Source organism: Escherichia sp. MR (assembly GCF_005280595.1).
Lineage (GTDB): Bacteria > Pseudomonadota > Gammaproteobacteria > Enterobacterales > Enterobacteriaceae > Escherichia > Escherichia ruysiae.
In genome coordinates, this window is record NZ_SZVK01000005.1 from 44,279 (window position 1) to 69,928 (window position 25,650).

Sequence of the window (25,650 nt, forward strand, 5' to 3'; positions counted from 1 at the left end):
TATACATTCGGCAGGCCAGTTTAGCACAAAGAGCCTGGTAACCCAAATTCCAGCTTAATCTTAGTCAGCTTGCTTACGCAGGAAAGCAGGGATATCCAGATAATCCGGCTCTTTCGCAGTTTGCGGCGTATTGTCGTTCACCACTTTAGCTACCGGTTTCTGCTCTTGCGTCAGCGGTGCCATACCGTGCTGCTGGTAACGATCCATCACCGGCTGCTGAACTTGTTTATTGGTCACCAGAGTGATTTCAGGACGTTTGTCCATGCCGATACCTGTTGCAACCACGGTTACACGCAGTTCGTCGTTCATATCCGGGTCAAGAGAAGTACCGATAACCACAGTCGCGTTATCCGAAGCAAATGCACGGATGGTGTTACCTACGGTTTCGAACTCATCCAGACGCAAGTCGAAGCCCGCCGTGATGTTAACCAGCACGCCGCGCGCACCAGACAGGTCGATGTCTTCCAGCAATGGAGAAGAGATAGCCATTTCAGCCGCTTCTTCCGCACGATCTTCACCGCTCGCCACGCCAGAACCCATCATTGCGTAGCCCATTTCAGACATCACGGTACGTACGTCTGCAAAGTCCACGTTCATCAGACCCGGACGAGTAATCAGTTCGGCGATACCCTGAACTGCGCCTTTCAGCACATCGTTCGCGGCGCCAAACGCATCAAGCAGGGAGATACCGCGCCCCAGCACTTTCAGCAGTTTGTCGTTCGGGATGGTGATCAATGAGTCCACATGCTTGGACAATTCAGTGATCCCCTGCTCCGCGAAGGCCATACGCTTCTTGCCTTCAAAGTTGAAAGGCTTAGTCACGACAGCAACGGTCAGGATACCCAAATCTTTTGCCACTTCAGCAACGACCGGCGCAGCACCTGTACCAGTACCACCACCCATACCTGCTGCAATAAATACCATGTCTGCACCTTCCAGCGCCGCACGTAGTGCATCGCGATCCTCATCAGCCGCATTACGGCCAACTTCTGGATTAGCGCCAGCGCCCAGTCCTTTGGTGATACCACTACCGATCTGAATCGTCTGCCCAACCGCCGTTTTACGCAGCGCCTGTGCATCGGTATTTACCGCGAAAAATTCAACACCTTCAATGCGCTCACGCACCATGTGCTCAACAGCATTACCGCCGCCGCCGCCGACGCCGATGACTTTAATCACCGCGTCGTTGGTAAGTTCCATTGGTTCAAACATAGTTTCTCTCCGATATGTGCCTGTCGCCTGAGGCCGTAATCACCGTCGACCTCATAAAAATTAAAACTCTTTTCGCAGCCAACTATTGAGTCGCTTGATCCACGAGCCAACTGATGCTGTAACACGTTTTTCTACTTCCGCTTCACCGTTAAGATGTGACTCTTTCCCGTAGTGAAGCAATCCCACAGCCGTCGAGTAATACGGCTCCTGAGCATAATCAGTTAAACCGGTGATATTCAGCGGCGCGCCAATACGCACCTGCGTATGAAACACGCGCTGAGCGCAGGCGGCAAGTCCTTCGATCTGCGCCGCGCCACCGGTTAATACAATGCCCGCCGCCAGGTGATGTTTCACGCCTTGTTGGCGAAGCTTTTCCTGCAGCTGCAATATCTCTTCGTTGACCAGGTTGAGCAACTCGGTATACCGTGGCTCAATCACCTCCGCCAGCGTCTGACGTTGCAGACTACGCGGTGGTCGCCCACCTACGCTCGGCACTTCCACGCTCTCATCTTTACCGACGATGGAACCCAACGCGCAGCCATGGCGAACTTTAATCGCTTCGGCGTCGCTTGGCGGCGTGCCAAAGGCATAGGCAATGTCGCTGGTCACCACATTGCCAGCATAAGGAATTACCTTGGTGTGGCGCAATGCCCCACCGGTATAAACGGCGATATCCATTGTACCACCACCGATATCGACGACGCAGACTCCCAGTTCACGTTCGTCTTCCGTCAATACCGAATAACTTGATGCCAGTCCGGCAAATATCAGTTGGTCAACTTTCAGCCCACAACGTTCAACCGCTTTGACAATGTTTTTCGCCATATCGTTGTGACATGTGATCAGGTGCACTTTCGCCTGCATTCGCACGCCCGAAAGTCCTACCGGATTTTTGATCCCTTCCTGATAGTCAATGGCATACTCTTGCGGGATCACATGCAGCACACGATGTTCATCGCGCACACGCACCGATTTCGCGGTATGGACGACGTTTTCCACATCTTCTTGCGTCACTTCTTCTTCAGAAATGGGCACCATACCAATTTCATTCTGGCAGCTGATGTGCTTACCAGAAAGCGCCAGATATACCGAAGAGATCTGGCAATCTGCCATCAATTCTGCCTGGTCAATGGCGCGTTGTACGCATTTGACCACAGATTCGAGGTCGTTAACCCCGCCTTTATCCATACCACGTGACGGGCAGCTGCCCACACCAATGATATTGACCATACCGTCGGGCAGAACTTCCCCTACTAAAGCGGCAACCTTCGCGGTGCCGATCTCCAGTCCTACTACCAGTTTTCTGTCCGTCGCCTTGATCATTGTTGTTCTGCCTGTGCCTGATTTTGTTGCTGAGTAGATTCCTCCGGCGGCAAGGGCGCCCAGCCTACTGCCGCTCCAGAGTCATAACGCAAATCAACGTAGCTAATCCGTTTGCCATCGGTTTGCGCCTGCTGCTGTAAAACCGGATAAAGTTCTACAAAGCGAGCCAAACGTTTCATCGTATCGCCCCGGCCAAGGTTGAGCTTAATATCGTTATTCAGCGTCAACTGCCAGGAACGCCGCGCGGTCATTGCCGCTTCCTTCAGAGTAAATCTGTCCTTTGCCAGCATTTGCCCCATTTCGCGATAACCCTGCAACACTTCATTGGCGCTGCCTTCCGGGCCATACAACATCGGGAGCACCTGCTTGCTAGTGCGATCTGGCGGCACGCTGAAGGTGTTTCCTTCGGCGTCTACCATATGTTGATCATTCCACCGCGCAATCGGCACATATTCAACCAGATGAATCTTCAATTCATCAGGCCACTGCTTTCTGACGCTCACCTGCTTAATCCACGGCAGGCGTTGTTCAATTTGCGTCTGGATGATGTTGACATCCTGAGTCATAAAAGTACCCGGCTCACCCAATGCCAGGATCGACTGCCGGATATCGTCATTACGCGTGTAATGGCGTTCACCGGTCAACACCAGCTTTGAGAGCGGCAGGCGTTGCGCATCTTCCATCCAGCCCAACACGACCCAGCCGCTCACCAACACAGTCGTTAAAACCGTCAGCAGGAAAAGTATCCCCGCCAGACGCGTTCCATTATTGCGGTGAGAAGAAATTTCTTCTTCACTGTTTCGCGTGTTCAGAGCAGCCTGCGACATATTAGTCCGCCAGTTCCAGAATTCGTACTACCAACTGCGAGAAGCTTAAGCCTGCCTGACGTGCCGCCATCGGCACCAGACTGTGGCTGGTCATACCCGGAGAGGTATTGGCTTCCAGCAGATAAAACTGTCCATCGCTGTCCAGCATGACATCAATACGCCCCCATCCTTTGCAACCTAACGTCGTCCATGCTTTCAGCACTAATGCCTGCAAATTGGCCTCTTGTGCCGCGTCTAAACCTGCGGGGCAGAAATACTGTGTCTCATCAGAGAGATACTTCGCCTCATAATCATAGAAGGTTCCGGCGGGTTGAATACGTATTGACGGTAAAATTTCTTCACCGAGTATCGCAACAGTGAACTCCGGCCCACTTAGCCATTTTTCAATCAATACTTCTTCATCGTGCTGAAATGCCAATCTTAATGCATCTTGTAGAGCATTTTCTGCTACTACTTTTGACATTCCCACGCTGGAACCTTCGCGGCTCGGCTTAACGATTAATGGTAAACCCAGAGCAGAAATTTCGGCTAACTGCTTATCGCTAATGCCTTTTTCAAACTCTGCGCGGGTTAACGCTACCCACGGCGCTACGGGTAAACCAGCACCTTGCCACAGCAGTTTGCTGCGTAGTTTATCCATTGAAAGCGCAGATGCCATCACTCCGCTGCCGGTATAAGGCAGTCCCATCAGCTCAAGCATCCCCTGCAATGTGCCGTCTTCACCGCCGCGCCCGTGCAGAGCGATAAATACTTTCTGAAATCCCATCGATTTCAGTTGCGTCACGTCAACTTCTTTCGGGTCGACAGGATGCGCGTCGACGCCGCCTTCGCGCAGCCCGGCTAACACTGCGGCACCAGAGTTCAAAGAAACTTCCCGTTCTGCGGAAGTTCCGCCCAACAGAACCGCGATTTTATCAGTCATGTTGTTCTTCCTCCGGAGTTTGCGGCTTCAGTTTGATTTCAGCTAAAGAACGGGCAATTTTTCCGATATTACCAGCCCCCTGAACGAGAATCAGGTCGTTACCGGTTAATACCGGTGCTAGCATCTCGGCTACCTGCGCCGGGTCCGGCACCAGAATGGGGTCAATTTTCCCACGTCCACGAATCGTGCGACACAGCGAACGGCTGTCCGCTCCCGGAATTGGCGCTTCGCCAGCCGGATACACTTCCAGCATCAACAGGGTATCAACCTGCGTCAGCACATTGGCGAAATCATCATACAGATCGCGCGTACGGGTAAAACGGTGCGGCTGAAACAGCATTACCAGGTTTTTATCCGGCCAGCCTGCACGCGCCGCCTTAATGGTGGCGTCCACTTCGGTCGGGTGGTGACCGTAGTCATCGACCAGCATTGCTGTACCACTTTTACCGTTGACCGGCTCCAGCGGGAATTCACCGAGGAAATCGAAGCGACGACCGGTTCCCTGGAAGCTCTCCAGCGCACGCAGAATAGCGTCGTCGTCAATCCCCTCTTCCGTAGCAACCGCAACCGCAGCCGCCGCGTTCAGCGCATTATGACGACCAGGCGCATTCAGGGTTACGCGCATTGGCTCTTTGTCCTGGCGTAGCAGCGTAAAGTGTCCCTGCGGACCAATCTGCTGATAATCTTCTACACGCACGTCGGCATCTTCGCTGAAGCCGTAAGTTGTGGTCTGACGCCCCACGCGCGGTAACAATTCGCGGATCACCGGATCGTCAACACACATTACCGCACGCCCATAAAACGGCAGGTTGTGCAGAAAATTAATAAAGGTCTGTTTTAAATTCTCAAAGTCGCCCTGGTAGGTATCCATATGGTCGGCTTCGATATTGGTGACAATCGCCACCATGGGTTGCAGATGCAGGAACGATGCATCGCTCTCATCCGCTTCGGCAATCAGGTAGCGGCCATGCCCCAAACGTGCATGAACGCCAGCCGCTTTTACCAGCCCACCGTTAACGAAAGTTGGATCGAGACCCGCTTCCGCATAGATGCTGGAAACCATCGCGGTGGTTGTCGTTTTGCCGTGCGTTCCGGCAATGGCGATGCCATGACGAAAACGCATTAACTCAGCCAGCATTTCCGCGCGACGGATCACCGGAATACGCGCTTCATGGGCGGCAACAATCTCAGGGTTGTCAGCAGAAATTGCACTGGAAACAACGACCACGCTGGCGTCGCGCACGTTTTCCGGGCGATGGTTGAAGTAAATCGTCGCCCCCAGATTCATTAACTGCTGCGTGACCGGATTTGGCGCTAAATCTGAACCACTGATCTGATACCCTTCATTGGCCAGAACTTCGGCAATACCGCCCATACCGGCACCACCGATGCCGACAAAGTGAATGTGCCGAACGCGACGCATTTCGGGCACGATGTAACGCAGTTTTGCCAATTGTTGTGTATTCATTCTTTACGCCATTAACTTCTCAAATTCATGCGATGCAAAAGGCATCGCCACAATTACGCCCGGGCAGCCCGGCTCACTTCATTTGCCACTCGCTCGGTGGCATCCGGGATGGATGCAGCACGGGCGCGTTCTGCCATGGTTAATAAGGTTTCTCGCGACCACCCGGCCAGGGTGTTGGCGACAGCATCCACAGTAAGCTGTGGTTGCTCGATAATTTTGGCTGCGCCCGCTTTTTCCAGCGGCAGTGCATTCCAGTATTGCTGGCGGTCTTTATGCTGAAACGGCACAAACAATGCTGGTAACCCCGCCGCAGCGATTTCACTCACCGTCAACGCACCAGAGCGGCAAACGACAACATCCGCCCACGCATACGCCGCCGCCATATCATCAATAAATTCCGTCACTTTATGCTGCGGTTGCCCTGCTTCGGCATACGCTTGTTCAACGGATTGTTGCGAACCTTTGCCGCTCTGATGCCAGATAGTGACTGAATCGCCCAGCTTTGCTGCAACCAGCGGCATTGTCTGGTTAAGAATGCGTGCGCCCTGAGAACCACCCACTACCAACACACGAACCGGACCTTCACGTCCAGCCAAACGTTGCTGCGGCAACGGCAGCGCCAGCACATCGGTACGAACAGGATTACCCACCACTTCCGCATTAGGGAAAGCGCCTGGAAACGCCTGCATCACTTTGGTCGCAATCTTCGCCAGCCATTTATTGGTTAAGCCCGCAATACCGTTTTGTTCATGAAGTACAACAGGAATGCCTAACGACCACGCTGCCAGACCTCCTGGGCCTGAAACGTAGCCGCCCATACCGAGTACCACGTCAGGTTTATACGCTTTCATAATCGCCCGCGCCTGACGCCAGGCGTTAAAGATACGCAACGGAGCTGCGAGTAACGCTTTAATACCCTTACCACGTAGACCAGAGATACGAATAAAGTCGATCTCGATACCGTGCTTCGGTACTAAGTCCGCTTCCATACGATCGGCAGTACCCAGCCAGCGAACTTGCCACCCCTGGGCCATTAAATGATGCGCAACCGCAAGCCCCGGGAACACATGTCCGCCAGTGCCGCCAGCCATCACCATTAATCGCTTCCCTTGACCACTCATCGTGAACCTCGTACAAACGCCTGCGCTTTCTCCAGACGCGTTTCATAATCAATACGCAACAGCATCATGATGGCTGTTGACATAATCAGTAAGCTCGAACCACCGTAACTGATTAGCGGCAATGTCAAACCTTTAGTCGGTAACATCCCTGCCGCCGCGCCTACGTTAACCAGTGCCTGGAAACTAAACCAGATGCCAATTGAACAAGCGAGAAAACCGGAAAAACGATGGTCAATTTCTAACGCTTTACGACCAATCGACATCGCGCGAAAAGCGACGAAGAATACCATTAAAAGCGCCAGCACCACACCGATATACCCCAGTTCTTCGCCGATAATGGCGAAAATAAAGTCAGTGTGCGCTTCCGGCAGATACTCCAGTTTTTGTACCGAGTTACCTAAACCTTGCCCCCACAGTTCGCCGCGACCAAACGCCATCAGCGATTGCGTTAACTGATAGCCGCTGCCGAAGGGATCTTCCCACGGGTTCCAGAATGCGGTAACACGGCGGATACGGTACGGTTCAGCGAGGATCAGCAACACAACCGCTGAAATCCCCATACCGATAATGGCAATGAACTGCCACAATTTCGCCCCCGCCAGGAATAGCATTGCCAGCGTGGTCACAAACAGCACCACCACCGTACCGAGGTCTGGCTGCGCCAGCAGCAACACCGCCAGCACCAGAATCACGCCCATCGGTTTCAGGAAGCCACGCAGGTTATTACGCACTTCGTCGCCTTTGCGCACCAGATAGTTGGCGATATAGCAAAACAGCGACAGCTTGGTCAGTTCGGCTGGCTGGATACGCAACAAGCCAAGATCGATCCAACGCGATGCCCCTTTAACCGAGCTACCCACCACTAGCACGATCATCAACAGGATGATTGATCCGAGCAGCATCGTGGCACTGTAGCGTTGCCAAAACTCCATCGGCAGACGCAGCGTAATGATCGCCAGAATGAACGCCAGGATCAGATAGACGCCATCACGCTTCGCGAAGAAGAACGGATCGTTGGTTAAGCGTTGCCCTATGGGCATTGACGCCGAGGTCACCATGATAAAGCCAATCGCCGCGAGGCCGAAGGTCAGCCACAGCAAGGTGCGATCGTACATGATCAGGCTGTCGGTATCTTTTTCCCGCGAGCCCATCACCCAGCCCTTTAGCGCCGTGGAGATCCAGACCAGGATACTGAATCCCGGCAGGCGCGGCATTTTCAGGCGAGGGAGAGATAAACGCATCAACCTAACTCCTTCGCCAGACGAGCAAACTCATTGCCTCGTTGTTCAAAGTTCTTGAACTGATCAAGGCTGGCACATGCCGGGGAGAGCAGAACCATATCGCCCGGCTGAACACGCGGAGCCAGCAAGCGCATCGCCTGTTCCATCGTTTCGGTTTGTTCTGCCACTTCCGGGCGTAGCGCCGCCAACTGTGCGCCATCACGACCGAAACAATACAGACGCACGTTATCGCCATTCAGATAGCGCGCCAGTGGGCTGAAGTCTGCCGATTTACCATCGCCGCCCAGCAACAAATGCAGCGTGCCGTCTACGTGCAGGCCATTCAGCGCCGCTTCGGTACTACCGACGTTGGTCGCTTTCGAATCGTTAATCCAGCGCACACCGTTATGCTCCAGTACCACTTCAAAGCGATGCGGCAGACCGGTAAAGGTGGTTAATGCTTTCAGGCTGCTGGCACGCGGTAACCCTGCGGCATCTGCCAGCGCCAGTGCTGCCAGCGCATTGGTGTAGTTATGCTGCCCGGAAAGTTTCATCTCTTTCACGTTCAACACTTTCTCGCCTTTCACCCGCAGCCAGGTTTCACCCTGCTGATGGTTCAGGTGATAGTCACCCATATTGACGCCGAAGCTGACACAACGTTCATCTGCACCGCGAATCGGCATCGTTAAGGCATCATCGGCATTAACCACGCAAACTTTTGCGTTTTCGTAAATACGCAGTTTTGCCGCACGATACTGCTGTAAACCAAATGGATAGCGATCCATATGATCTTCAGTCACGTTCAGAATGGTCGCCGCCACCGCCTGTAAGCTGGAAGTCGTTTCCAGCTGGAAGCTTGACAGTTCCAGCACGTACAGTTCGCACTCAGCATCCAGCAGCATCAAGGCTGGCAGGCCAATGTTGCCACCCACGCCAACGTTAACACCTGCTGCTTTCGCCATTTCGCCCACTAAGGTAGTGACAGTGCTTTTGCCGTTAGAACCGGTGATCGCCACAATCGGCGCTTGTGCTTCGCGGCAGAACAGCTCGATATCGCCAACAATTTCAATTCCGGCATCGGCAGCGGCGCTTAGGGACGGATGCGCCAGCGCAATGCCGGGGCTGGCGACAATCAGATCTGCCGCCATCAGCCATTCATCATTGAGACCGCCAGTATGGCGCTCCACCGCTTCGGGTAATTTATCCAGGCCAGGCGGTGTCATACGCGTATCCATAACGCGCGGCGTCACGCCACGAGCGAGGAAAAAGTCCACGCAAGAAAGCCCGGTGAGGCCCAGGCCGATAATGACGACATTTTTACCCAGGTAATCAGCCATGATTAACGTACCTTCAGCGTTGCCAGACCAATCAGGACCAGCATCAGCGAAATAATCCAGAAACGCACAATGACGCGCGGTTCCGGCCAGCCTTTCAGTTCATAGTGGTGATGAATCGGCGCCATGCGGAAAATACGTTGCCCGCGCAGTTTAAAGGAGCCGACTTGCAAAATAACCGACAGGGTTTCGACGACAAACACGCCGCCCATAATCACCAGCAGGAATTCCTGACGCAGCAGTACAGCGATAATGCCCAACGCGCCGCCTAACGCCAGCGAACCTACATCACCCATAAATACCTGTGCCGGATAGGTGTTAAACCACAGGAAGCCCAGCCCTGCTCCGACTATCGCGGTACAGACAATGACCAGTTCCCCTGCATGTCGCAGATACGGTATGTGTAAATAGCTGGCAAAGTTCATGTTTCCGGTCGCCCACGCCACCAGCGCAAAACCACCAGCGACAAATACGGTCGGCATAATCGCCAGGCCATCAAGACCATCGGTCAGGTTTACTGCGTTACCGGTGCCGACAATAACGAAGTAGGCCAGCAGGATGTAGAACAAACCTAACTGCGGCATCACATCCTTAAAGAACGGTACAACCAATTGCGTTGCTGGCGTGTCTTTCCCGGCAAGGTACAAAGCGAAAGCAACACCCAGCGCAATGACCGACATCCAGAAATACTTCCAGCGTGCGATCAACCCTTTGGTGTCTTTGCGCACCACTTTGCGATAGTCATCAACGAAGCCAATGATGCCGTAACCAACCAGCACCACCAGTACGCACCAGACATACGGGTTAGACGGGTAAGCCCACAGCAGTACGGAGATCACAATCGCCGTCAGGATCATAATCCCGCCCATAGTCGGCGTACCGCGCTTGCTGAAGTGCGATTCCGGGCCATCGTTACGCACCACCTGACCAAAGGAGAGTTTTTGCAGATGAGCAATCATGCGCGGCCCCATCCACAATGAGATGAACAGCGCGGTCAGCAGGCTGACGATGGCGCGAAACGTCAGATAGGAAAAGACGTTAAAGCCGGAATAATATTTGACCAAATGTTCGGCCAGCCAAACTAACATGTCCCATTCTCCTGTAAAGCGCGTACTACCTCTTCCATGGCAGCACTACGTGAACCCTTAACTAAAATCGTAATCACCTGTTGCTCTGCAATCAGTGACTTAAGACGCGTAATTAACGCGGATTTATCAGCAAAATGTTCGCCAACACCGCTGGCGGTGCTGATAGCATGGCTTTGTTTACCCACGCTTAACACGCGGTCAATACCAGCAGCTTTTGCCGCTTCGCCCACCTGTACATGGCAGGCTTCGCTTTCAGCGCCCAGTTCCGCCATATCGCCCACCACCAGCACGCGGTAGCCCGGCATTTCAGCCAGTACCTGGACTGCTGCGGTCATTGAACCGACATTGGCGTTGTAGGAGTCGTCGAGCAGCAACTGGTTTTCTGCCAGTTGGATGGGGAACAGACGGCCTGGAACAGCTTTCAGATTTGCCAGCCCCGCTTTGATAGCATCAAGCGTTGCGCCCACGGACATGGAGAGCGCAGCGGCTGCCAGCGCATTCGCAATATTGTGACGCCCCGGCAACGGCAGCAGAACATCGACGCTACCTGTTGGGGTTTGCAGGGTAAATTCCGTACCGTGCGAAGTCACATGGATATTGGTGGCGGTGAAATCGCTGTTGGCGGCATTGGGTGAGAAACGCCACACTTTGTGTGAGCCAATCACACTCTGCCAGTTCAGCCAGTCGTTGTTGTCGGCGTTCATAATGGCGATACCGTTTTCCGGCAGGCCGGTAAAGATTTCGCCTTTCGCTTTTGCCACGCCCGCCAAAGAACCGAAGCCTTCCAGATGCGCCGCCGCCAGGTTGTTGACCAGCGCCGCTTCCGGGCGAGTCAGACTCACAGTCCAGGCAATTTCGCCCTGATGGTTCGCGCCAAGTTCAATAACTGCGTAATCGTATTCCGGCGTTAAGCGCAACAGCGTCATCGGCACGCCGATGTCGTTGTTGAGATTGCCTGCCGTATAAAGCGTGTTGCCGCACTGGCTTAAAATCGCCGCCGTCATCTCTTTAACGGAGGTTTTGCCGGAGGAACCGGTCAGAGCAACCACGCGCGCCGGAACTTGCTGGCGAACCCATGCAGCCAGTTCACCAAACGCCAGACGCGTATCTTTAACGATTAACTGCGGCAGATCGATATCCAGCGGACGGCTAACCAGTAGTGCGCCCGCGCCGCCAGCTTTCGCCTGGTCAGCAAAGTCATGAGCATCGAAACGTTCGCCTTTCAGGGCAACAAACAGGCAGCCCGGCGTCAGTTTTCGCGTGTCAGTGGTTACAGCATCAAGGGTGATATCTGCACCTTGCAGTTCACCGTTGAGAATATCGGTAAGTTGGCTAAGGGTTACGCTAATCATGCAATCACCCCCAGCAGACGCGCCACCGTGACGCGATCGGAGTAGTCCAGACGCTGATTGCCAACAATCTGATAATCTTCATGGCCTTTGCCCGCGACCAGCACCACATCATTCTCTTTAGCCTGCATAACGGCGCACGTTACCGCTTCAGCGCGGCCTTCCATCACTTTGGCATGTCCGGCGTCTAACATTCCCGCCAGAATATCGTTGATGATGGCGCGCGGTTCTTCGGTACGCGGGTTATCGTCCGTCACCACCGCCACGTCAGCAAACTCTTCGGCAATTGCGCCCATCAGTGGACGCTTGCCTTTATCACGATCGCCGCCGCAGCCGAAGACGCACCACAGCTTGCCCGCACAGTGCAGACGCGCCGCCTGTAAGGCTTTTTCCAACGCATCTGGCGTGTGAGCGTAATCCACCACCACCGTCGGTTTGCCTGGCGCAGTGAACACTTCCATACGTCCGCAAACCGGTTGCAGACGTGCGCCGGTTTTTAGCAGATCGGCCAGCGGATAACCCAGCGCCAGCAGTGTCGCCAGCGCCAGCATCAGGTTGCTGACGTTAAAAGCGCCCATCAGGCGGCTTTCTATTTCGCCATCGCCCCAGCTTGAGGTGAAGCGGATAGTCGCACCGCTGTCGTGATAGTTCACATCGGTCACTTTCAGCCAACGACCGTGACAGTTCGGATTGATATTGTCTTCCATCGACACCGCAACCGCGTCTGGTAGTTTTGCCAGCCAGCGGCGACCCACTTCATCGTCGGCGTTAATAATCGCCTGACCGCAATGATGCTCAGAATAAAGCAGCCATTTCGCGGCTTCGTAGTTTTCCATATCACCATGATAATCAAGGTGATCGCGGCTTAAGTTGGTAAAGACCGACGCCGCAAATTTCAATGCCGCCACACGGTGCTGTACCAGCCCGTGGGAGGAAACTTCCATCGCGCAAAAAGTCGCGCCCTGATCCACCAGCCCCGCCAGCTCATGCTGAACGTCAACTGCCGATCCGGTTGTATTTTCCGTCGGGATGACTTTCCCCAGCAGGCCGTTACCAACGGTGCCCATTACCGCGCTGGTTTCGCCAAGCAGTTGGCTCCACTGCGCCAGAAGCTGGGTAGTCGTGGTTTTGCCGTTGGTGCCCGTTACGCCCACGAGACGTAAATTGTCAGAGGGTTCATGGTAAAAGCGGCCCGCCAGTGCAGATAAACGCTCATTGAGCTGGCTGAGATAGATGACCGGTACGCCGTGCATTTCACGGATTTCACCGTCGGTCGCCTCATCTTTCGCCTCTGCAATAATGGCAGCCACACCTTGCGCTATCGCCTGCGGGATATATCGACGCCCGTCCGCCTGATGACCTACTACAGCTACAAAGAGATCGCCCGCCGCAGCCACACGGCTGTCGAGTGTCATCTCTCGCAGTGCTCGCGAAGGTGCGTCTGGCACCCACGGAGCAAGAAGGTCGCGCAAATTACGATCTGCCACCTGTCCCCTCGCCTTGATTAATCACAAATTCATTTTTATCGCCCGTTGTCAGCGCATCCGGCTCGATGTTCATGGTGCGCAATACGCCGCCCATGATGGCACCAAAGACCGGCGCGGAAACGGCGCCGCCGTAGTATTTACCCGCCTGCGGATCGTTGATAACAACAACCAGCGCGAAGCGCGGCTGACTCGCAGGCGCAACGCCTGCGGTATAAGCAATATATTTATTGATGTAGCGACCATCCGGCCCGACCTTTTTCGCAGTACCGGTTTTAATGGCGATACGATAGCCTTTAATCGCCGCCTTCACGCCACCGCCGCCCGGTAGCGCCACGCTTTCCATCATATGCACCACGGTGCGAACAATGGATTCCGGGAAGACACGTTCACCGGGAACCGGGGGGTCAACTTTAGTAATCGACAGCGGGCGATAAATGCCGTAGCTGCCGATAGTTGCGTAGACTCGCGCTAACTGTAACGGTGTTACCATTAGCCCGTAGCCGAAAGAGAAGGTGGCCCTCTCTATGTCAGACCACCGTTGTTTTTGAGGATATAAGCCACTGCGTTCTCCGACCAACCCCAAATTGGTCGCTTTTCCCAGTCCAAAACGTGAGTAAGTGTCTACTAACGCTGAGGACGGCATCGCTAACGCCAGCTTGGAAACACCGACGTTACTCGACTTCTGTAATACCCCGGTCAGGGTTAATTCGCTGTAGCGCGCCACGTCTTTGATTTCGTGGCCGTTAATTCGATAAGGAACGGTATTCAGTACCGAGTTTTCCCGCACGACGCCGCGTTGCAGCGCAGTCATCACCACCATCGGCTTGACGGTTGAACCTGGTTCAAACACGTCGGTGATGGTACGGTTACGCATCGCCTCTTTCGGCGTGCCACTCAGATTGTTTGGGTTATATGACGGGCTGTTAGCCATCGCCAGCACTTCACCGGTGTTGACATCCACCAGCACGGCACTACCGGATTCCGCCTTGTTAAAGGCCACCGCGTTGTTCAGTTCGCGATAAACCAGCGCCTGCAAGCGTTCATCAATACTCAGCGCCAGGTTGTGCGCTGCCTGGCTGTCGGTGGAAGAAATATCTTCAATTACGCGACCGTAGCGGTCTTTTCGCACAATGCGTTCGCCCGGCTGCCCGGTAAGCCATTTATCGAAACTCTTCTCGACACCCTCAATCCCCTGACTATCGACGTTGGTAAAGCCGATGAGGTGAGCGGTCACTTCGCCAGACGGATAATAACGGCGAGATTCTTCACGCAGATGAATCCCCGGTAGTTTTAGTTTCTTGATGTAGTCCGCCATGTCAGGGTTTACCTGACGCGCCAGATAAATAAAGCGTCCTTTCGGGTTGGCGTTAATGCGGGCTGAGAGCTGATCCAGCGGAATGTTAAGCGCGTTAGCCAGCGCCTTCCAGCGGTCACCGACGCTGATACCACCAGCGTCATGCACTTCTTTTGGGTCAGCCCAGATCGCTTTTACCGGCACACTTACTGCTAATGGGCGACCAGAGCGGTCAGTAATCATGCCGCGTGAGGTGGATACTTGTTGAACGCGAAGAGAGCGCATGTCGCCCTCTTTAACCAGCATATCCGGGGAGATAACCTGTAACCACGCTACGCGCCCGAGCAGAAAAGCCAGCGCCAGTAAAATACAGCCGCATAACAACGCAAAACGCCAACTGATAAAGTTGGCATGTTCTTCCTGACGTTTTGGTTTCTGCGTTTTCGCCGCTGCTTTCATGCGTCGCGTTTATCCTTATTTTTGCACTACGATATTTTCTTGTGATGGATCGACATGCTGCATTTGCAGCTTCTCCGTGGCGATCCTTTCCACCCGGCTATGGTCGCCGAGCGCATTCTCTTCAAGAATCAGGTTGCGCCATTCAATGTCTAAAGCGTCTCGCTCCAGCACCAATTGTTCGCGCTGAGCGGTCAGCAAACGGGTATGGTGTGCTGTGGTCACCACAGTCACCGCCGTCAAAATAATGCAAATGAACAGGCAGAGTGGCAGCTTCCCAAATCGCAAAAGATCGTCACCAATGACGCCAGGCAAGGCATGGCGCTCGTGACTTCCCATCGATCCTTTAACTTTGCTTAGAGCTTCTGTCACTCTGCTGATCATGCGTTCGTCCTCTCTGCAATACGCAGAACTGAACTACGGGCGCGAGGGTTCTCTGCCACCTCTTCTTCGCCCGGCATCAACTTGCCTAGTGCTCGCAACTGACGGCCACCCAGTTTTTTGAGCTGCTCTTCGGTCATCGGTAATCCTGCCGGAACCTGCGGACCACGACTGTTTTCACGCATAAAGCGTTTCACAATACGGTCTTCCAGCGAATGAAAACTGATGATCGAAAGCCGCCCACCTGGCGCCAGCACGTTGAGCGAGCTTTTTAGCGCCTGCTCTATCTCCTCCAGTTCACTGTTTACCCAGATGCGCACCGCCTGGAAGGTACGGGTCGCGGGATGTTTGAATTTGTCCTTCACCGGCGTTGCCGCCGCCACCACTTCTGCCAGTTCTTTGGTGCGTGTCATCGGCTGTTCGCGGTTACGCTCGACAATGGCGCGCGCAATACGTTTAGCGAAACGTTCTTCGCCATACGTTTTCAATACCCAGGCGATATCGGCTTCTTCGGCAGTTTGTAGCCATTCAGCAGCGGATTGACCGCGCGTCGGATCCATACGCATGTCCAGCGGGCCATCGCGCATAAAGGAAAAACCGCGTTCAGCATCATCGAGCTGCGGTGAAGAGACGCCAAGATCGAGGAGAATGCCATCAATCTTGCCGATAAGATCACGCTCGGCGACGTATTCGCCCAGCGCGGAGAAAGGTCCATGTATGATGGAGAAGCGCGGATCATCAATAGTCTTCGCAACGGCAATAGCCTGCGGATCGCGATCGATCGCCAGCAAACGTCCCTCTTCGCCAAGCTGCGAGAGGATCAGACGTGAGTGACCACCGCGACCAAAAGTTCCATCAATGTAGATACCGTCAGGACGGATATTGAGGCCATTTACGGCTTCATCCAGCAGCACCGTAGTGTGTTTATAGTTTTCCATCATTTTATAGAGACAAGTCCTGCAGCCGCTCCGATAAGTTTTCGGTAGCCAACTGTTCTGCGTCGATATCTTCCCTGACTTGTTGATGCCAGGTTGTTTCATCCCACAGTTCAAACTTATTGAACTGTCCAACCAACATCACTTCTTTTGTCAGCCCGGCATGTTGCCGCAGTACTGGCGCGATTAACAATCGACCTGCGCCATCCATCTGACATTCGCTGGCATGACCTAACAGAAGGCGCTGCACACGGCGCTCAACCGGGTTCATGCTCGACAGACGCGATAATTTTTGCTCGATAATTTCCCATTCAGGAAGGGGGTAAAGCAGCAGACATGGGTGATGAATGTCAATGGTACACACCATTTGACCGGCAGCGTTCCCGAGCAGCTCTTCCCGATAACGGGTGGGCACCGATAAGCGCCCTTTACTGTCGAGATTGACTAACGTTGCTCCCCGGAACATGCCAGTCTTCCCCCAATTACCACTTTATCCCACAAATTCCCACTAAAAGGAGTTTACGGAGCGGAGGAAAAGCTTGTCAAGCCAGGAACATTCCTTACCGAAGCAAAAAACCCGATGTTTACGACTAATATCTGCATTGTTTAAAAATCGCCCAAAGAACGAAGCAAATTAACGTTATGAATAGTTGTAAGAAAAAATCCCACTCATCATTACCGTTTTAAAAACGACTTCTTTTTCCTTAATGAAAATATAAAGTGTCAGTTTGCGACGCGAGCGGCATTTTAGGACATATCGCCCCCGGATAACAGTCCCTGTTGCGCACGCGCCATGCCTGACGTCAGCGACTTTGCGTAAAAGATTAGAAAAGTGTTTGTTTAATCGGCAATTGCCGATTTGCATGTAACAAAATAATGCAATCGCAATCCATCGTTACGACTTAATTATCATTAAGCACATCGAATGAAGTTAATTGGTGAGATATTTAGAAGGTCTTATGGATAATAGTCAGGAATAGTCTTATTTACATAAAGGATATTGATGTCCAATTACGTACTCAATGCGCCAGCCGCAATCAACCGGCGCATCATTTTTTGTTTAACGTTTAGCTACGACTGAGTACGCCGCGACGATAGAGATTTCGTTTGATGCGCGTTAAGCCTGGTTTTGGCTTACGCGGCTCGTCCAGACTCGCCAGGACAATCTCCAGCACGCGCTCAGCGACATCCCGATGACGCTGAGCCACGGCCAGCACAGGACATTGTAAGAAGTCGAGCAATTCGTTATCGCCAAAGGTGGCAATCGCCAGATCGGAAGGCAGTTTACCATCGCGACGCAACGTGACATCCATCACTCCCTGCAACAATGCAAAAGAGGTTGTGAACAGCGCCTGCGGCATCGGATGCGTTTCCAGCCATTTTTCGAATAACTGGGCAGCAGCTTCCCGCTCATAGCTATTGGCATAAAGGAAATGCACTTCGCGCGGATCATCTTTCCAGGCAGTTCGGAAACCCTGCTCACGCAGGAAGCTGACAGAAAGCTCCGGCAGCGCGCCAAGATAAAGTACTGTTTCGGCCGGAAACTTACGTAACTCTTCCGCCAACATTTCGGCATCATCCTGGTCGGCACCAACCACGCTGGTGAAATGTTCACGATCGAGGGCGCGATCCAGCGCGACAATTGGGAACGGGTCATTAGCCCAGCGTTGATAGAAAGGATGCTCTGGCGGCAGCGAAGTCGAAACAATGATGGCATCGACCTGACGCTGTAAAAGATGCTCAATACAACGCATTTCGTTGTCTGGCTGATCTTCGGAACAAGCAATGAGTAGCTGATAGCCGCGTTGACGCGCCTGGCGTTCAAGATAGTTAGCAATGCGGGTATAACTTGTGTTCTCAAGATCGGGGATAACAAGACCAATAGAACGTGTGCGTCCAGCACGAAGCCCAGCCGCCACGGCATTCGGGTGGTAATTGTGCTCACGCACCACGGCCATGACTTTCTCAACGGTTTTGTCGCTCACACGGTATTGCTTCGCTTTGCCGTTAATAACATAGCTTGCAGTGGTCCGCGACACTCCCGCCAGCCGAGCGATTTCATCCAGTTTCACAATTGCCCCTTGCGTAAAATGTAAAAACCATAACCATTGTACTGGTATGGATTAAATTCATTAACATCTAAGCGCAGAAAATTAACTGCGGCAACTGCTTTTATTCCAGGTTCCTACTAAATTCGCAAAAAAAGCCCAACGTGACTTATTGGGCTGCAAATTGCACATTGAGATCATTCTCAACGCATTATTTTATCGCCGCGCGAAAGACCGACGACGCCGGAGCGGGCAACTTCAACAATTTTCGCCACATCGCGAATCGATGCTAAAAATGCGTCGAGTTTATCGCTGGTGCCTGCCAGTTGAACGGTATAAAGCGAAGGCGTGACATCAATGATTTGCCCACGAAATATTTCCGTATTGCGTTTCACTTCGTCACGTCCATAGCCGCTGGCCTGAATTTTCACCAGCATAATCTCCCGCTCAACGTGTGCGCCCTGCCCTAGCTCGCTCACGCGCAACACATCGACCAGCTTGTGTAATTGCTTTTCGATTTGCTCAAGCACTTTTTCATCGCCCACGGTCTGGATAGTCATGCGCGATAATGTCGGATCGTCGGTTGGCGCAACGGTCAGGCTTTCAATGTTATAGCCACGCTGGGCAAAAAGGCCGATCACGCGGGATAACGCGCCTGATTCATTTTCGAGTAATACTGATAATATCCGGCGCATAATCAGGTTCTCTCCGTTTTGCTTAACCACATTTCATCCATTCCGCCCCCGCGAATCTGCATCGGATAAACGTGCTCACTGCCATCGACGGTGACATCAACAAATACCAGGCGATTATTTCGTACCTGTTCCAGCGCCTCGCCAAGTTTACTTTCCAGCTCATCCGGGCGCGAAATCTGGATACCAACATGACCATAGGCTTCTGCCAGGCGGACGAAATCTGGCAGAGATTGCATATAAGATTGTGAATGACGGCCGGAATAGATCATGTCCTGCCACTGTTTCACCATCCCCAGATAGCGGTTATTAAGATTCACCACCAGCACCGGAAGCTCGTATTGCAAGGCTGTAGACAGCTCCTGAATATTCATCTGAATACTGCCGTCGCCAGTAACGCAGACCACAGTTTCTTCCGGCAACGCCATTTTGACGCCCAGCGCCGCAGGTAAACCAAACCCCATGGTGCCGAGGCCACCGGAGTTGATCCAGCGACGCGGTTTGTCGAAAGGATAATAAAGTGCGGCGAACATCTGGTGCTGCCCGACGTCGGACGTAACGTAAGCGTCCCCCTTCGTCAGTCGCCAGAGCGTCTCTATCACCGCCTGCGGTTTAATCTTTTCGCTCTGAGTGTCGTATTTCAGGCACTGGCGAGCGCGCCACTGTTCAATTTTCTGCCACCAGTCGCGGATCTCATCCAACGGTTGGTGAGCCGTTTCTTGTGCCAGCAACTCCAGCATTTGATCCAACACCAGCCGCGCATCGCCAACGATCGGGATGTCGGCGGTCACGGTTTTTGAGATAGAGGTTGGATCAATATCAATATGTAACACCGTCGCATTCGGGCAGTACTTTGCCAGATTGTTAGTAGTGCGATCGTCAAAGCGTACACCAACGGCAAAAATCACATCCGCATTATGCATCGTCATATTGGCTTCGTAAGTGCCGTGCATTCCCAACATTCCCAGCGCCTGACGATGCGTTGCCGGAAACGCGCCTAATCCCATTAATGACGAGACGACAGGAAGATTAAGTTGCTCAATAATCTGTTTGAGTTGTTGATGGCAAGCCGCAGTCACTGCGCCACCGCCTACGTAAACGACCGGTTTTTTCGCCGCAGCCAGCGTTTGTAGTGCACGTTTAATCTGCCCTTTATGACCCAACGTTGTAGGGTTATACGAGCGCATACTGACCGATTCCGGCCAGACGTAAGGTAATTTGTTCGCCGGATTAAGAATATCTTTCGGTAAATCAACCACCACCGGACCAGGACGCCCGCTTGCCGCCAGCCAGAAAGCCTTTTTCAGCACCTGCGGAATGTCTTCCGTTTGCTTAACCAGAAAACTGTGTTTAACCACCGGCCGGGAAATTCCCACCATGTCACACTCCTGAAAGGCATCGTAACCTATCAGCGAGGTTGCCACCTGCCCGGAAAGGATAACCAGCGGAATGGAGTCCATATAGGCGGTGGCGATACCGGTAATTGCGTTGGTGGCTCCAGGACCCGATGTCACCAGCACAACGCCCACTTCTCCGGTCGCCCGCGCCAGGCCATCGGCCATATGTACCGCTGCCTGCTCATGACGAACTAATACGTGATCAATACCGCCCACGGTATGCAATGCATCGTAAATATCAAGGACCGCGCCTCCGGGATAACCGAATACTTGCTTAACGCCCTGATCGATAAGCGATCGGACGACCATCTCGGCTCCAGACAACATCTCCATGGCTTGCCTCACTATTTGGCGGAAAAAATGTGTAAAACACATTAACCGTCCGATCTTGCTTAAGCAATTGACAAGCAGAGTCACAAGCGTGAAGAAATAAGAATAAACAGGAGGAAAGGAGAAAATAAACGATAAAATAATCCAGAATGGCGGACAGAATTGATAATAAATCGGTCAAATTCGACCAGTTACAGCAATTTCTCTATTTTTTCATTATTTCTAAAATCAGGGCAAACATGTATTCAGAATAAAATTCTACATTTAATAAAAAATGCAGAATAAACCAGAATTACGCGCCTGATTTATTCTGCCTTTGTTTAACGTTTACAAATAGAGACTAATTGCTCTTCCATCCATTGATGGCCTTTATCACGCCCGGCAGCCTCATGCCAGGAGAGGTAACAGGTTCTGCTATTTTGTTTTAATGGCAGCGGTAATACCTGTAACTCTAAGGACTCAGCGAACTCTTCAGCCAGCCAACGCGGCGCAATAGCAACCAGATGCGTTTGCGACACCACGCTAAGAACGCTCATCATTGCCATGCCCTGATACGCGATACTGGCTTGCTTATCTACCGTGTCATACCACGGTTGACTAAATGACGCGAAACGATCAAGCGAAACCGCCGCATGTTGTTCGTTATAAACGTCATGTTTCAGTAATGGGCCTTTAATAGTCGGATGGTTCTTGCTGGCTACCAGCACCATTTCATCTTTAAATAATGGCACAGTGGTAAATTCAGGACGATGGAAGTCTTCATAACTAATAACAAACTCCGTTTCCTGATAACGTAGCTGATGTTCGGTGTTCTGATTTAATGAAGACTTGAATATCACATGAATATTTGGCGCGATTTGCTCAATGTGATTATAAATCTGCGAGGTAAGAATGCTATCTAACGGGCTGCAAACGCAAAGATGGAATACACGTTCGCTGCTGGCCGGCTCAAAACCTGAACCTGGTAATTCATTTTGCACTAATTGCAGCGCCTGACGCACAGAGCCAAAAAGTTGAAAAGCGCGGGCAGTCGGTTGGATACCACGCCCATAACGAACAAAAAGCTCGTCATTAAACATCACCTTCAGGCGTGCAACAGCGTTACTGACCGCAGGTTGCGACATGCCCAGAACATGCGCGGCACGGGTAATGTTCTGCTCCTGCATCACGGCATCGAAAACGGTTAATAAGTTTAGATCGACCATGCGTAGCTGTGGCTTGCTTAACTCCGCAATTTCTGGATGATCTGTTTTTACCTCTGACATAGTTAACTCCACTGTCACACTTAACTCCCTTTCCCTTATTGGAATGCAGAGAAATAATCCTGAAAAATATGATTTACCATGCATATAAAATAAGAAAAAGAAAAATGCGTAAAATTAGGAAAACATAAAGATACGGGTTCTGATAAAAACAGAATCCATTGCCGTGCGAAGAGTCATTCACCACAGCATAATAATCCATAATGTTTTTGTTGCGAAAACAATCTAATCATAAGTTCCGCGAATACTCAATCATCCAAAAAATGGATTAAACGTGCGCATTTAATAATTCATTTATATATTTGATGCATTAATTCTTAACATTAATCGATCAATAATATTCATAAAATCAATATCAAAACATTCACTCAAAATATAATTCAATACAAATCATCAGGATAGATAGGGTAAAGAATAAATTTCCCTCCTTCTTACCTCATTGATTAAATGCCATAAATTATTCTGAAGTATGTCCACCAATGAAAGGTATGTGTTGTTAAGCAGAAATTAATATCGACTGTTTTAACCCGCGCAGCACAATTAGCTAATTCAACTCATGCAGAACTCACACTGACGGGACGTTTTTGTTGCGTCAGGGTTGACATCCGTTTTTGTATCCAGTAACTCTAAAAGCATATCGCATTCATCTGGAGCTGATTTAATGACTCACATCGTTCGCTTTATCGGTCTACTACTACTAAACGCATCTTCTTTGCGCGGTAGACGAGTGAGCGGCATTCAGCATTAAGCCAGCACGCAGTCAAACAAAAAACCCGCGCCATTGCGCGGGTTTTTTTATGCCCGAAGCGAGGCGCTCTAAAAGAGATAAGGACCCAAACCATGAGCCAGCAAGTCATTATTTTCGATACCACATTGCGCGACGGTGAACAGGCGTTACAGGCAAGCTTGAGTGTGAAAAAAAAACTGCAAATTGCGCTGGGTCTTGAGCGTATGGGGGTTGACGTGATGGAAGTTGGTTTCCCCGTCTCTTCGCCGGGCGATTTTGAATCGGTGCAAACCATCGCCCGCCAGATCAAAAATAGCCGCGTATGTGCGTTAGCCCGCTGCGTGGAAAAAGATATCGACGTGGCGGCCGAATCCCTGAAAGTCGCCGAAGCCTTCCGTATTCATACCTTTATTGCTACCTCCCCAATGCACATCGCCACCAAGCTGCGCAGTACGCTGGATGAGGTTATCGAACGTGCTATTTATATGGTGAAACGCGCACGTAATTACACTGATGACGTTGAGTTTTCTTGTGAAGATGCCGGACGCACACCGATTGCCGACCTGGCGCGAGTGGTCGAAGCGGCAATTAACGCCGGCGCCACCACCATCAACATTCCGGATACCGTGGGCTACACCATGCCGTTTGAGTTCGCCGGAATCATCAGCGGCCTGTATGAACGTGTACCGAACATCGATAAAGCCATTATTTCCGTGCATACCCACGACGACTTAGGCCTGGCGGTCGGCAACTCACTGGCGGCGGTACATGCCGGAGCGCGGCAGGTAGAAGGCGCGATGAACGGGATCGGCGAGCGTGCCGGTAACTGTTCGCTGGAAGAAGTGATCATGGCGATTAAGGTACGTAAGGATATTCTCAACGTCCACACCGCCATTAATCACCAGGAAATATGGCGCACCAGCCAGCTAGTTAGCCAGATTTGTAATATGCCGATCCCGGCAAACAAAGCCATTGTCGGCAGCGGTGCGTTCGCACACTCCTCAGGTATTCACCAGGATGGTGTGCTGAAAAACCGCGAAAACTACGAAATCATGACACCAGAATCTATTGGTCTGAACCAAATCCAGTTGAATTTGACCTCTCGTTCCGGTCGTGCGGCGGTGAAACACCGCATGGATGAGATGGGATATAAAGAAAGTGAATATAATTTAGACAACCTGTACGACGCGTTCCTGAAACTGGCAGATAAGAAAGGTCAGGTGTTTGATTACGACCTGGAGGCGCTGGCCTTCATCGGTAAACAGCAAGAAGAACCGGAGCATTTCCGTCTGGATTACTTCAGCGTGCAGTCTGGCTCTAACGATATCGCCACCGCCGCCGTCAAACTGGTCTGTGGCGAGGAAGTAAAAGCGGAAGCCGCCAACGGCAACGGCCCGGTCGATGCCGTCTACCAGGCAATTAACCGCATCACTGACTACAACGTCGAACTGGTGAAATACAGCCTGACCGCCAAAGGTCACGGTAAAGATGCGCTGGGTCAGGTGGATATTGTCGCCAACTACAATGGTCGCCGCTTCCACGGCGTCGGCCTGGCCACTGATATTGTCGAGTCCTCCGCCAAAGCGATGGTACACGTGCTGAACAATATCTGGCGCGCCGCAGAAGTCGAAAAAGAGTTGCAACGCAAAGCTCAACACAACGAAAACAACAAGGAAACCGTGTGATGTCGAAGAATTATCATATTGCCGTATTGCCCGGAGATGGGATCGGGCCGGAAGTGATGACCCAGGCGCTGAAAGTGCTGGACGCCGTGCGCAACCGCTTTGCGATGCGCATCACCACCAGCCATTACGATGTAGGCGGCGCAGCCATTGATAACCACGGGCAACCACTGCCGCCTGCGACGGTTGAAGGTTGTGAGCAAGCCGATGCTGTGCTGTTTGGCTCAGTTGGTGGCCCGAAGTGGGAACATTTACCACCAGACCAGCAACCGGAACGCGGCGCGCTGCTGCCTTTGCGTAAGCACTTCAAATTATTCAGCAACCTGCGTCCGGCAAAACTGTATCAGGGACTGGAAGCGTTCTGCCCGCTGCGAGCAGACATTGCCGCTAACGGCTTCGACATCCTGTGCGTGCGCGAACTGACCGGCGGCATCTATTTCGGTCAGCCCAAAGGCCGCGAAGGTAGCGGACAATATGAAAAAGCATTTGATACCGAGGTGTATCACCGTTTTGAGATCGAACGTATCGCTCGCATCGCGTTTGAATCTGCCCGCAAGCGTCGCCACAAAGTGACGTCGATCGATAAAGCCAACGTGCTGCAATCCTCTATTTTATGGCGGGAGATCGTTAACGAGATCGCCATTGAATATCCGGATGTCGAACTGGCGCATATGTACATCGACAATGCCACCATGCAGCTGATTAAAGATCCATCGCAGTTTGACGTTCTGCTGTGCTCCAACCTGTTTGGCGACATTCTTTCTGATGAGTGCGCGATGATCACTGGCTCGATGGGGATGTTGCCTTCCGCCAGCCTGAACGAACAAGGTTTTGGACTGTATGAACCGGCGGGCGGCTCGGCACCAGATATCGCAGGCAAAAATATCGCCAACCCGATTGCGCAAATTCTGTCACTGGCGCTGCTGCTGCGCTACAGCCTGGATGCCGATGATGCGGCTTCCGCCATTGAACGCGCCATTAACCGCGCATTAGAAGAAGGCATTCGCACCGGGGATTTAGCCCGTGGCGCTGCCGCCGTTAGTACCGATGAAATGGGCGATATCATTGCCCGCTATGTGGCTGAAGGGGTGTAAT

At 52.3% G+C, this 25,650-nt stretch carries 23 protein-coding genes; 3 read left to right on the forward strand and 20 right to left on the reverse strand.

The features are described from left to right. Nucleotides 1-60: 60 nt before the first annotated feature. The 20 genes from ftsZ to leuO form a co-directional block, all read right to left on the reverse strand. Nucleotides 61-1,212, reverse strand: a complete 1,152-nt coding sequence (gene ftsZ / locus FC814_RS03655; protein WP_000462777.1) for a cell division protein FtsZ — start codon at nucleotides 1,210-1,212, stop codon at nucleotides 61-63. 60 nt (nucleotides 1,213-1,272) lie between these two features. After that, the gene (ftsA, locus tag FC814_RS03660) at nucleotides 1,273-2,535 is read right to left on the reverse strand and encodes a cell division protein FtsA (RefSeq protein ID WP_000588474.1); all 1,263 of its coding nucleotides are present in this window, start codon (nucleotides 2,533-2,535) and stop codon (nucleotides 1,273-1,275) included. Next, entirely contained in the window at nucleotides 2,532-3,362 is an 831-nt protein-coding gene (gene ftsQ / locus FC814_RS03665) for a cell division protein FtsQ (RefSeq protein WP_000075731.1), read from the reverse strand. The genes ftsA and ftsQ overlap by 4 nt, the downstream gene beginning before the upstream one ends. 1 nt (nucleotide 3,363) lies before the next feature. Beyond that, the gene (gene ddlB / locus FC814_RS03670; RefSeq protein ID WP_032224424.1) at nucleotides 3,364-4,284 is read right to left on the reverse strand and encodes a D-alanine--D-alanine ligase; all 921 of its coding nucleotides are present in this window, start codon (nucleotides 4,282-4,284) and stop codon (nucleotides 3,364-3,366) included. After that, nucleotides 4,277-5,752, reverse strand: coding sequence for a UDP-N-acetylmuramate--L-alanine ligase (gene murC / locus FC814_RS03675; protein WP_001096083.1), 1,476 nt, complete (start codon nucleotides 5,750-5,752; stop codon nucleotides 4,277-4,279). The genes ddlB and murC overlap by 8 nt, the downstream gene beginning before the upstream one ends. Before the next feature lie 53 nt (nucleotides 5,753-5,805). Continuing rightward, nucleotides 5,806-6,873, reverse strand: a complete 1,068-nt coding sequence (gene murG, locus FC814_RS03680) for an undecaprenyldiphospho-muramoylpentapeptide beta-N-acetylglucosaminyltransferase (RefSeq protein ID WP_000016572.1) — start codon at nucleotides 6,871-6,873, stop codon at nucleotides 5,806-5,808. Next, on the reverse strand, nucleotides 6,870-8,114 hold the full coding sequence (gene ftsW / locus FC814_RS03685; RefSeq protein ID WP_010345404.1) for a cell division protein FtsW: 1,245 nt from the start codon (nucleotides 8,112-8,114) through the stop codon (nucleotides 6,870-6,872). Before ftsW ends, murG begins: the two co-directional genes overlap by 4 nt. Continuing rightward, nucleotides 8,114-9,430, reverse strand: coding sequence for a UDP-N-acetylmuramoyl-L-alanine--D-glutamate ligase (gene murD / locus FC814_RS03690; protein WP_000796424.1), 1,317 nt, complete (start codon nucleotides 9,428-9,430; stop codon nucleotides 8,114-8,116). Before murD ends, ftsW begins: the two co-directional genes overlap by 1 nt. A 2-nt stretch (nucleotides 9,431-9,432) precedes the next feature. Beyond that, nucleotides 9,433-10,515 carry a phospho-N-acetylmuramoyl-pentapeptide-transferase gene (gene mraY / locus FC814_RS03695; RefSeq protein ID WP_000964122.1) on the reverse strand — a complete coding sequence of 361 codons (1,083 nt, stop codon included), beginning with the start codon at nucleotides 10,513-10,515 and terminating at the stop codon, nucleotides 9,433-9,435. After that, complete coding sequence (gene murF, locus FC814_RS03700) at nucleotides 10,509-11,867, reverse strand: UDP-N-acetylmuramoyl-tripeptide--D-alanyl-D-alanine ligase (RefSeq protein WP_137325528.1); 1,359 nt, start codon at nucleotides 11,865-11,867, stop codon at nucleotides 10,509-10,511. Before murF ends, mraY begins: the two co-directional genes overlap by 7 nt. Beyond that, on the reverse strand, nucleotides 11,864-13,351 hold the full coding sequence (murE, locus tag FC814_RS03705) for a UDP-N-acetylmuramoyl-L-alanyl-D-glutamate--2,6-diaminopimelate ligase (RefSeq protein ID WP_137325529.1): 1,488 nt from the start codon (nucleotides 13,349-13,351) through the stop codon (nucleotides 11,864-11,866). The genes murF and murE overlap by 4 nt, the downstream gene beginning before the upstream one ends. Further along, nucleotides 13,338-15,104: a peptidoglycan glycosyltransferase FtsI gene (ftsI, locus tag FC814_RS03710; RefSeq protein WP_000642204.1), complete on the reverse strand. Its 1,767-nt coding sequence runs from the start codon at nucleotides 15,102-15,104 to the stop codon at nucleotides 13,338-13,340. Before ftsI ends, murE begins: the two co-directional genes overlap by 14 nt. A 15-nt stretch (nucleotides 15,105-15,119) precedes the next feature. After that, nucleotides 15,120-15,485 carry a cell division protein FtsL gene (gene ftsL, locus FC814_RS03715; RefSeq protein ID WP_000625658.1) on the reverse strand — a complete coding sequence of 122 codons (366 nt, stop codon included), beginning with the start codon at nucleotides 15,483-15,485 and terminating at the stop codon, nucleotides 15,120-15,122. Then, a complete protein-coding gene (rsmH, locus tag FC814_RS03720; RefSeq protein WP_000970479.1) occupies nucleotides 15,482-16,423 on the reverse strand; it encodes a 16S rRNA (cytosine(1402)-N(4))-methyltransferase RsmH in 942 nt (313 codons plus the stop codon). Before rsmH ends, ftsL begins: the two co-directional genes overlap by 4 nt. Nucleotide 16,424: 1 nt before the next feature. Next, the gene (mraZ, locus tag FC814_RS03725) at nucleotides 16,425-16,883 is read right to left on the reverse strand and encodes a division/cell wall cluster transcriptional repressor MraZ (protein ID WP_000488288.1); all 459 of its coding nucleotides are present in this window, start codon (nucleotides 16,881-16,883) and stop codon (nucleotides 16,425-16,427) included. 601 nt (nucleotides 16,884-17,484) lie between these two features. After that, on the reverse strand, nucleotides 17,485-18,489 hold the full coding sequence (gene cra / locus FC814_RS03730) for a catabolite repressor/activator (RefSeq protein ID WP_000762401.1): 1,005 nt from the start codon (nucleotides 18,487-18,489) through the stop codon (nucleotides 17,485-17,487). Between the two features lie 81 nt (nucleotides 18,490-18,570). Further along, nucleotides 18,571-18,657, reverse strand: coding sequence for a hypothetical protein (locus FC814_RS03735; protein WP_032224418.1), 87 nt, complete (start codon nucleotides 18,655-18,657; stop codon nucleotides 18,571-18,573). An 11-nt stretch (nucleotides 18,658-18,668) separates the two neighbouring features. Further along, nucleotides 18,669-19,160 carry an acetolactate synthase small subunit gene (ilvN, locus tag FC814_RS03740; RefSeq protein WP_010355142.1) on the reverse strand — a complete coding sequence of 164 codons (492 nt, stop codon included), beginning with the start codon at nucleotides 19,158-19,160 and terminating at the stop codon, nucleotides 18,669-18,671. Between the two features lie 2 nt (nucleotides 19,161-19,162). After that, nucleotides 19,163-20,887 carry an acetolactate synthase 3 large subunit gene (gene ilvI / locus FC814_RS03745; RefSeq protein WP_032224415.1) on the reverse strand — a complete coding sequence of 575 codons (1,725 nt, stop codon included), beginning with the start codon at nucleotides 20,885-20,887 and terminating at the stop codon, nucleotides 19,163-19,165. A gap of 317 nt (nucleotides 20,888-21,204) precedes the next feature. Then, nucleotides 21,205-22,149 carry a transcriptional regulator LeuO gene (leuO, locus tag FC814_RS03750; protein WP_137325530.1) on the reverse strand — a complete coding sequence of 315 codons (945 nt, stop codon included), beginning with the start codon at nucleotides 22,147-22,149 and terminating at the stop codon, nucleotides 21,205-21,207. A 658-nt stretch (nucleotides 22,150-22,807) separates the two neighbouring features. Between leuO and leuL the strand changes: the two genes are divergently transcribed. The 3 genes from leuL (at nucleotide 22,808) to leuB (ending at nucleotide 25,649) form a co-directional block, all read left to right on the forward strand. Then, a complete protein-coding gene (gene leuL, locus FC814_RS03755; RefSeq protein WP_001300467.1) occupies nucleotides 22,808-22,894 on the forward strand; it encodes a leu operon leader peptide in 87 nt (28 codons plus the stop codon). Nucleotides 22,895-22,986: 92 nt separating this feature from the next. Beyond that, nucleotides 22,987-24,558 (forward strand): 2-isopropylmalate synthase, encoded by a 1,572-nt coding sequence (leuA, locus tag FC814_RS03760; RefSeq protein WP_137325531.1) that lies wholly within the window; start codon nucleotides 22,987-22,989, stop codon nucleotides 24,556-24,558. Continuing rightward, complete coding sequence (gene leuB / locus FC814_RS03765; RefSeq protein WP_000042349.1) at nucleotides 24,558-25,649, forward strand: 3-isopropylmalate dehydrogenase; 1,092 nt, start codon at nucleotides 24,558-24,560, stop codon at nucleotides 25,647-25,649. Before leuA ends, leuB begins: the two co-directional genes overlap by 1 nt. Nucleotide 25,650: the final 1 nt, after the last annotated feature.

Excerpts from the sequence above, each read along its gene's own strand:
- mraY (WP_000964122.1), bottom strand. The coding sequence starts at position 10,515 with ATGTTAGTTTGGCTGGCCGAACATTTGGTCAAATATTATTCCGGCTTT.
- murC (WP_001096083.1), bottom strand. The coding sequence starts at position 5,752 with ATGAATACACAACAATTGGCAAAACTGCGTTACATCGTGCCCGAAATG.
- leuB (WP_000042349.1), top strand. The coding sequence starts at position 24,558 with ATGTCGAAGAATTATCATATTGCCGTATTGCCCGGAGATGGGATCGGG.
- ilvI (WP_032224415.1), bottom strand. The coding sequence starts at position 20,887 with ATGGAGATGTTGTCTGGAGCCGAGATGGTCGTCCGATCGCTTATCGAT.
- ddlB (WP_032224424.1), bottom strand. The coding sequence starts at position 4,284 with ATGACTGATAAAATCGCGGTTCTGTTGGGCGGAACTTCCGCAGAACGG.
- ftsA (WP_000588474.1), bottom strand. The coding sequence starts at position 2,535 with ATGATCAAGGCGACGGACAGAAAACTGGTAGTAGGACTGGAGATCGGC.
- ftsL (WP_000625658.1), bottom strand. The coding sequence starts at position 15,485 with ATGATCAGCAGAGTGACAGAAGCTCTAAGCAAAGTTAAAGGATCGATG.
- ilvN (WP_010355142.1), bottom strand. The coding sequence starts at position 19,160 with ATGCGCCGGATATTATCAGTATTACTCGAAAATGAATCAGGCGCGTTA.
- leuL (WP_001300467.1), top strand. The coding sequence starts at position 22,808 with ATGACTCACATCGTTCGCTTTATCGGTCTACTACTACTAAACGCATCT.
- rsmH (WP_000970479.1), bottom strand. The coding sequence starts at position 16,423 with ATGATGGAAAACTATAAACACACTACGGTGCTGCTGGATGAAGCCGTA.
- murF (WP_137325528.1), bottom strand. The coding sequence starts at position 11,867 with ATGATTAGCGTAACCCTTAGCCAACTTACCGATATTCTCAACGGTGAA.
- mraZ (WP_000488288.1), bottom strand. The coding sequence starts at position 16,883 with ATGTTCCGGGGAGCAACGTTAGTCAATCTCGACAGTAAAGGGCGCTTA.
- murD (WP_000796424.1), bottom strand. The coding sequence starts at position 9,430 with ATGGCTGATTACCTGGGTAAAAATGTCGTCATTATCGGCCTGGGCCTC.
- ftsQ (WP_000075731.1), bottom strand. The coding sequence starts at position 3,362 with ATGTCGCAGGCTGCTCTGAACACGCGAAACAGTGAAGAAGAAATTTCT.
- leuO (WP_137325530.1), bottom strand. The coding sequence starts at position 22,149 with ATGTCAGAGGTAAAAACAGATCATCCAGAAATTGCGGAGTTAAGCAAG.
- ftsZ (WP_000462777.1), bottom strand. The coding sequence starts at position 1,212 with ATGTTTGAACCAATGGAACTTACCAACGACGCGGTGATTAAAGTCATC.
- ftsW (WP_010345404.1), bottom strand. The coding sequence starts at position 8,114 with ATGCGTTTATCTCTCCCTCGCCTGAAAATGCCGCGCCTGCCGGGATTC.
- ftsI (WP_000642204.1), bottom strand. The coding sequence starts at position 15,104 with ATGAAAGCAGCGGCGAAAACGCAGAAACCAAAACGTCAGGAAGAACAT.
- FC814_RS03735 (WP_032224418.1), bottom strand. The coding sequence starts at position 18,657 with ATGTGCAATTTGCAGCCCAATAAGTCACGTTGGGCTTTTTTTGCGAAT.
- murG (WP_000016572.1), bottom strand. The coding sequence starts at position 6,873 with ATGAGTGGTCAAGGGAAGCGATTAATGGTGATGGCTGGCGGCACTGGC.
- leuA (WP_137325531.1), top strand. The coding sequence starts at position 22,987 with ATGAGCCAGCAAGTCATTATTTTCGATACCACATTGCGCGACGGTGAA.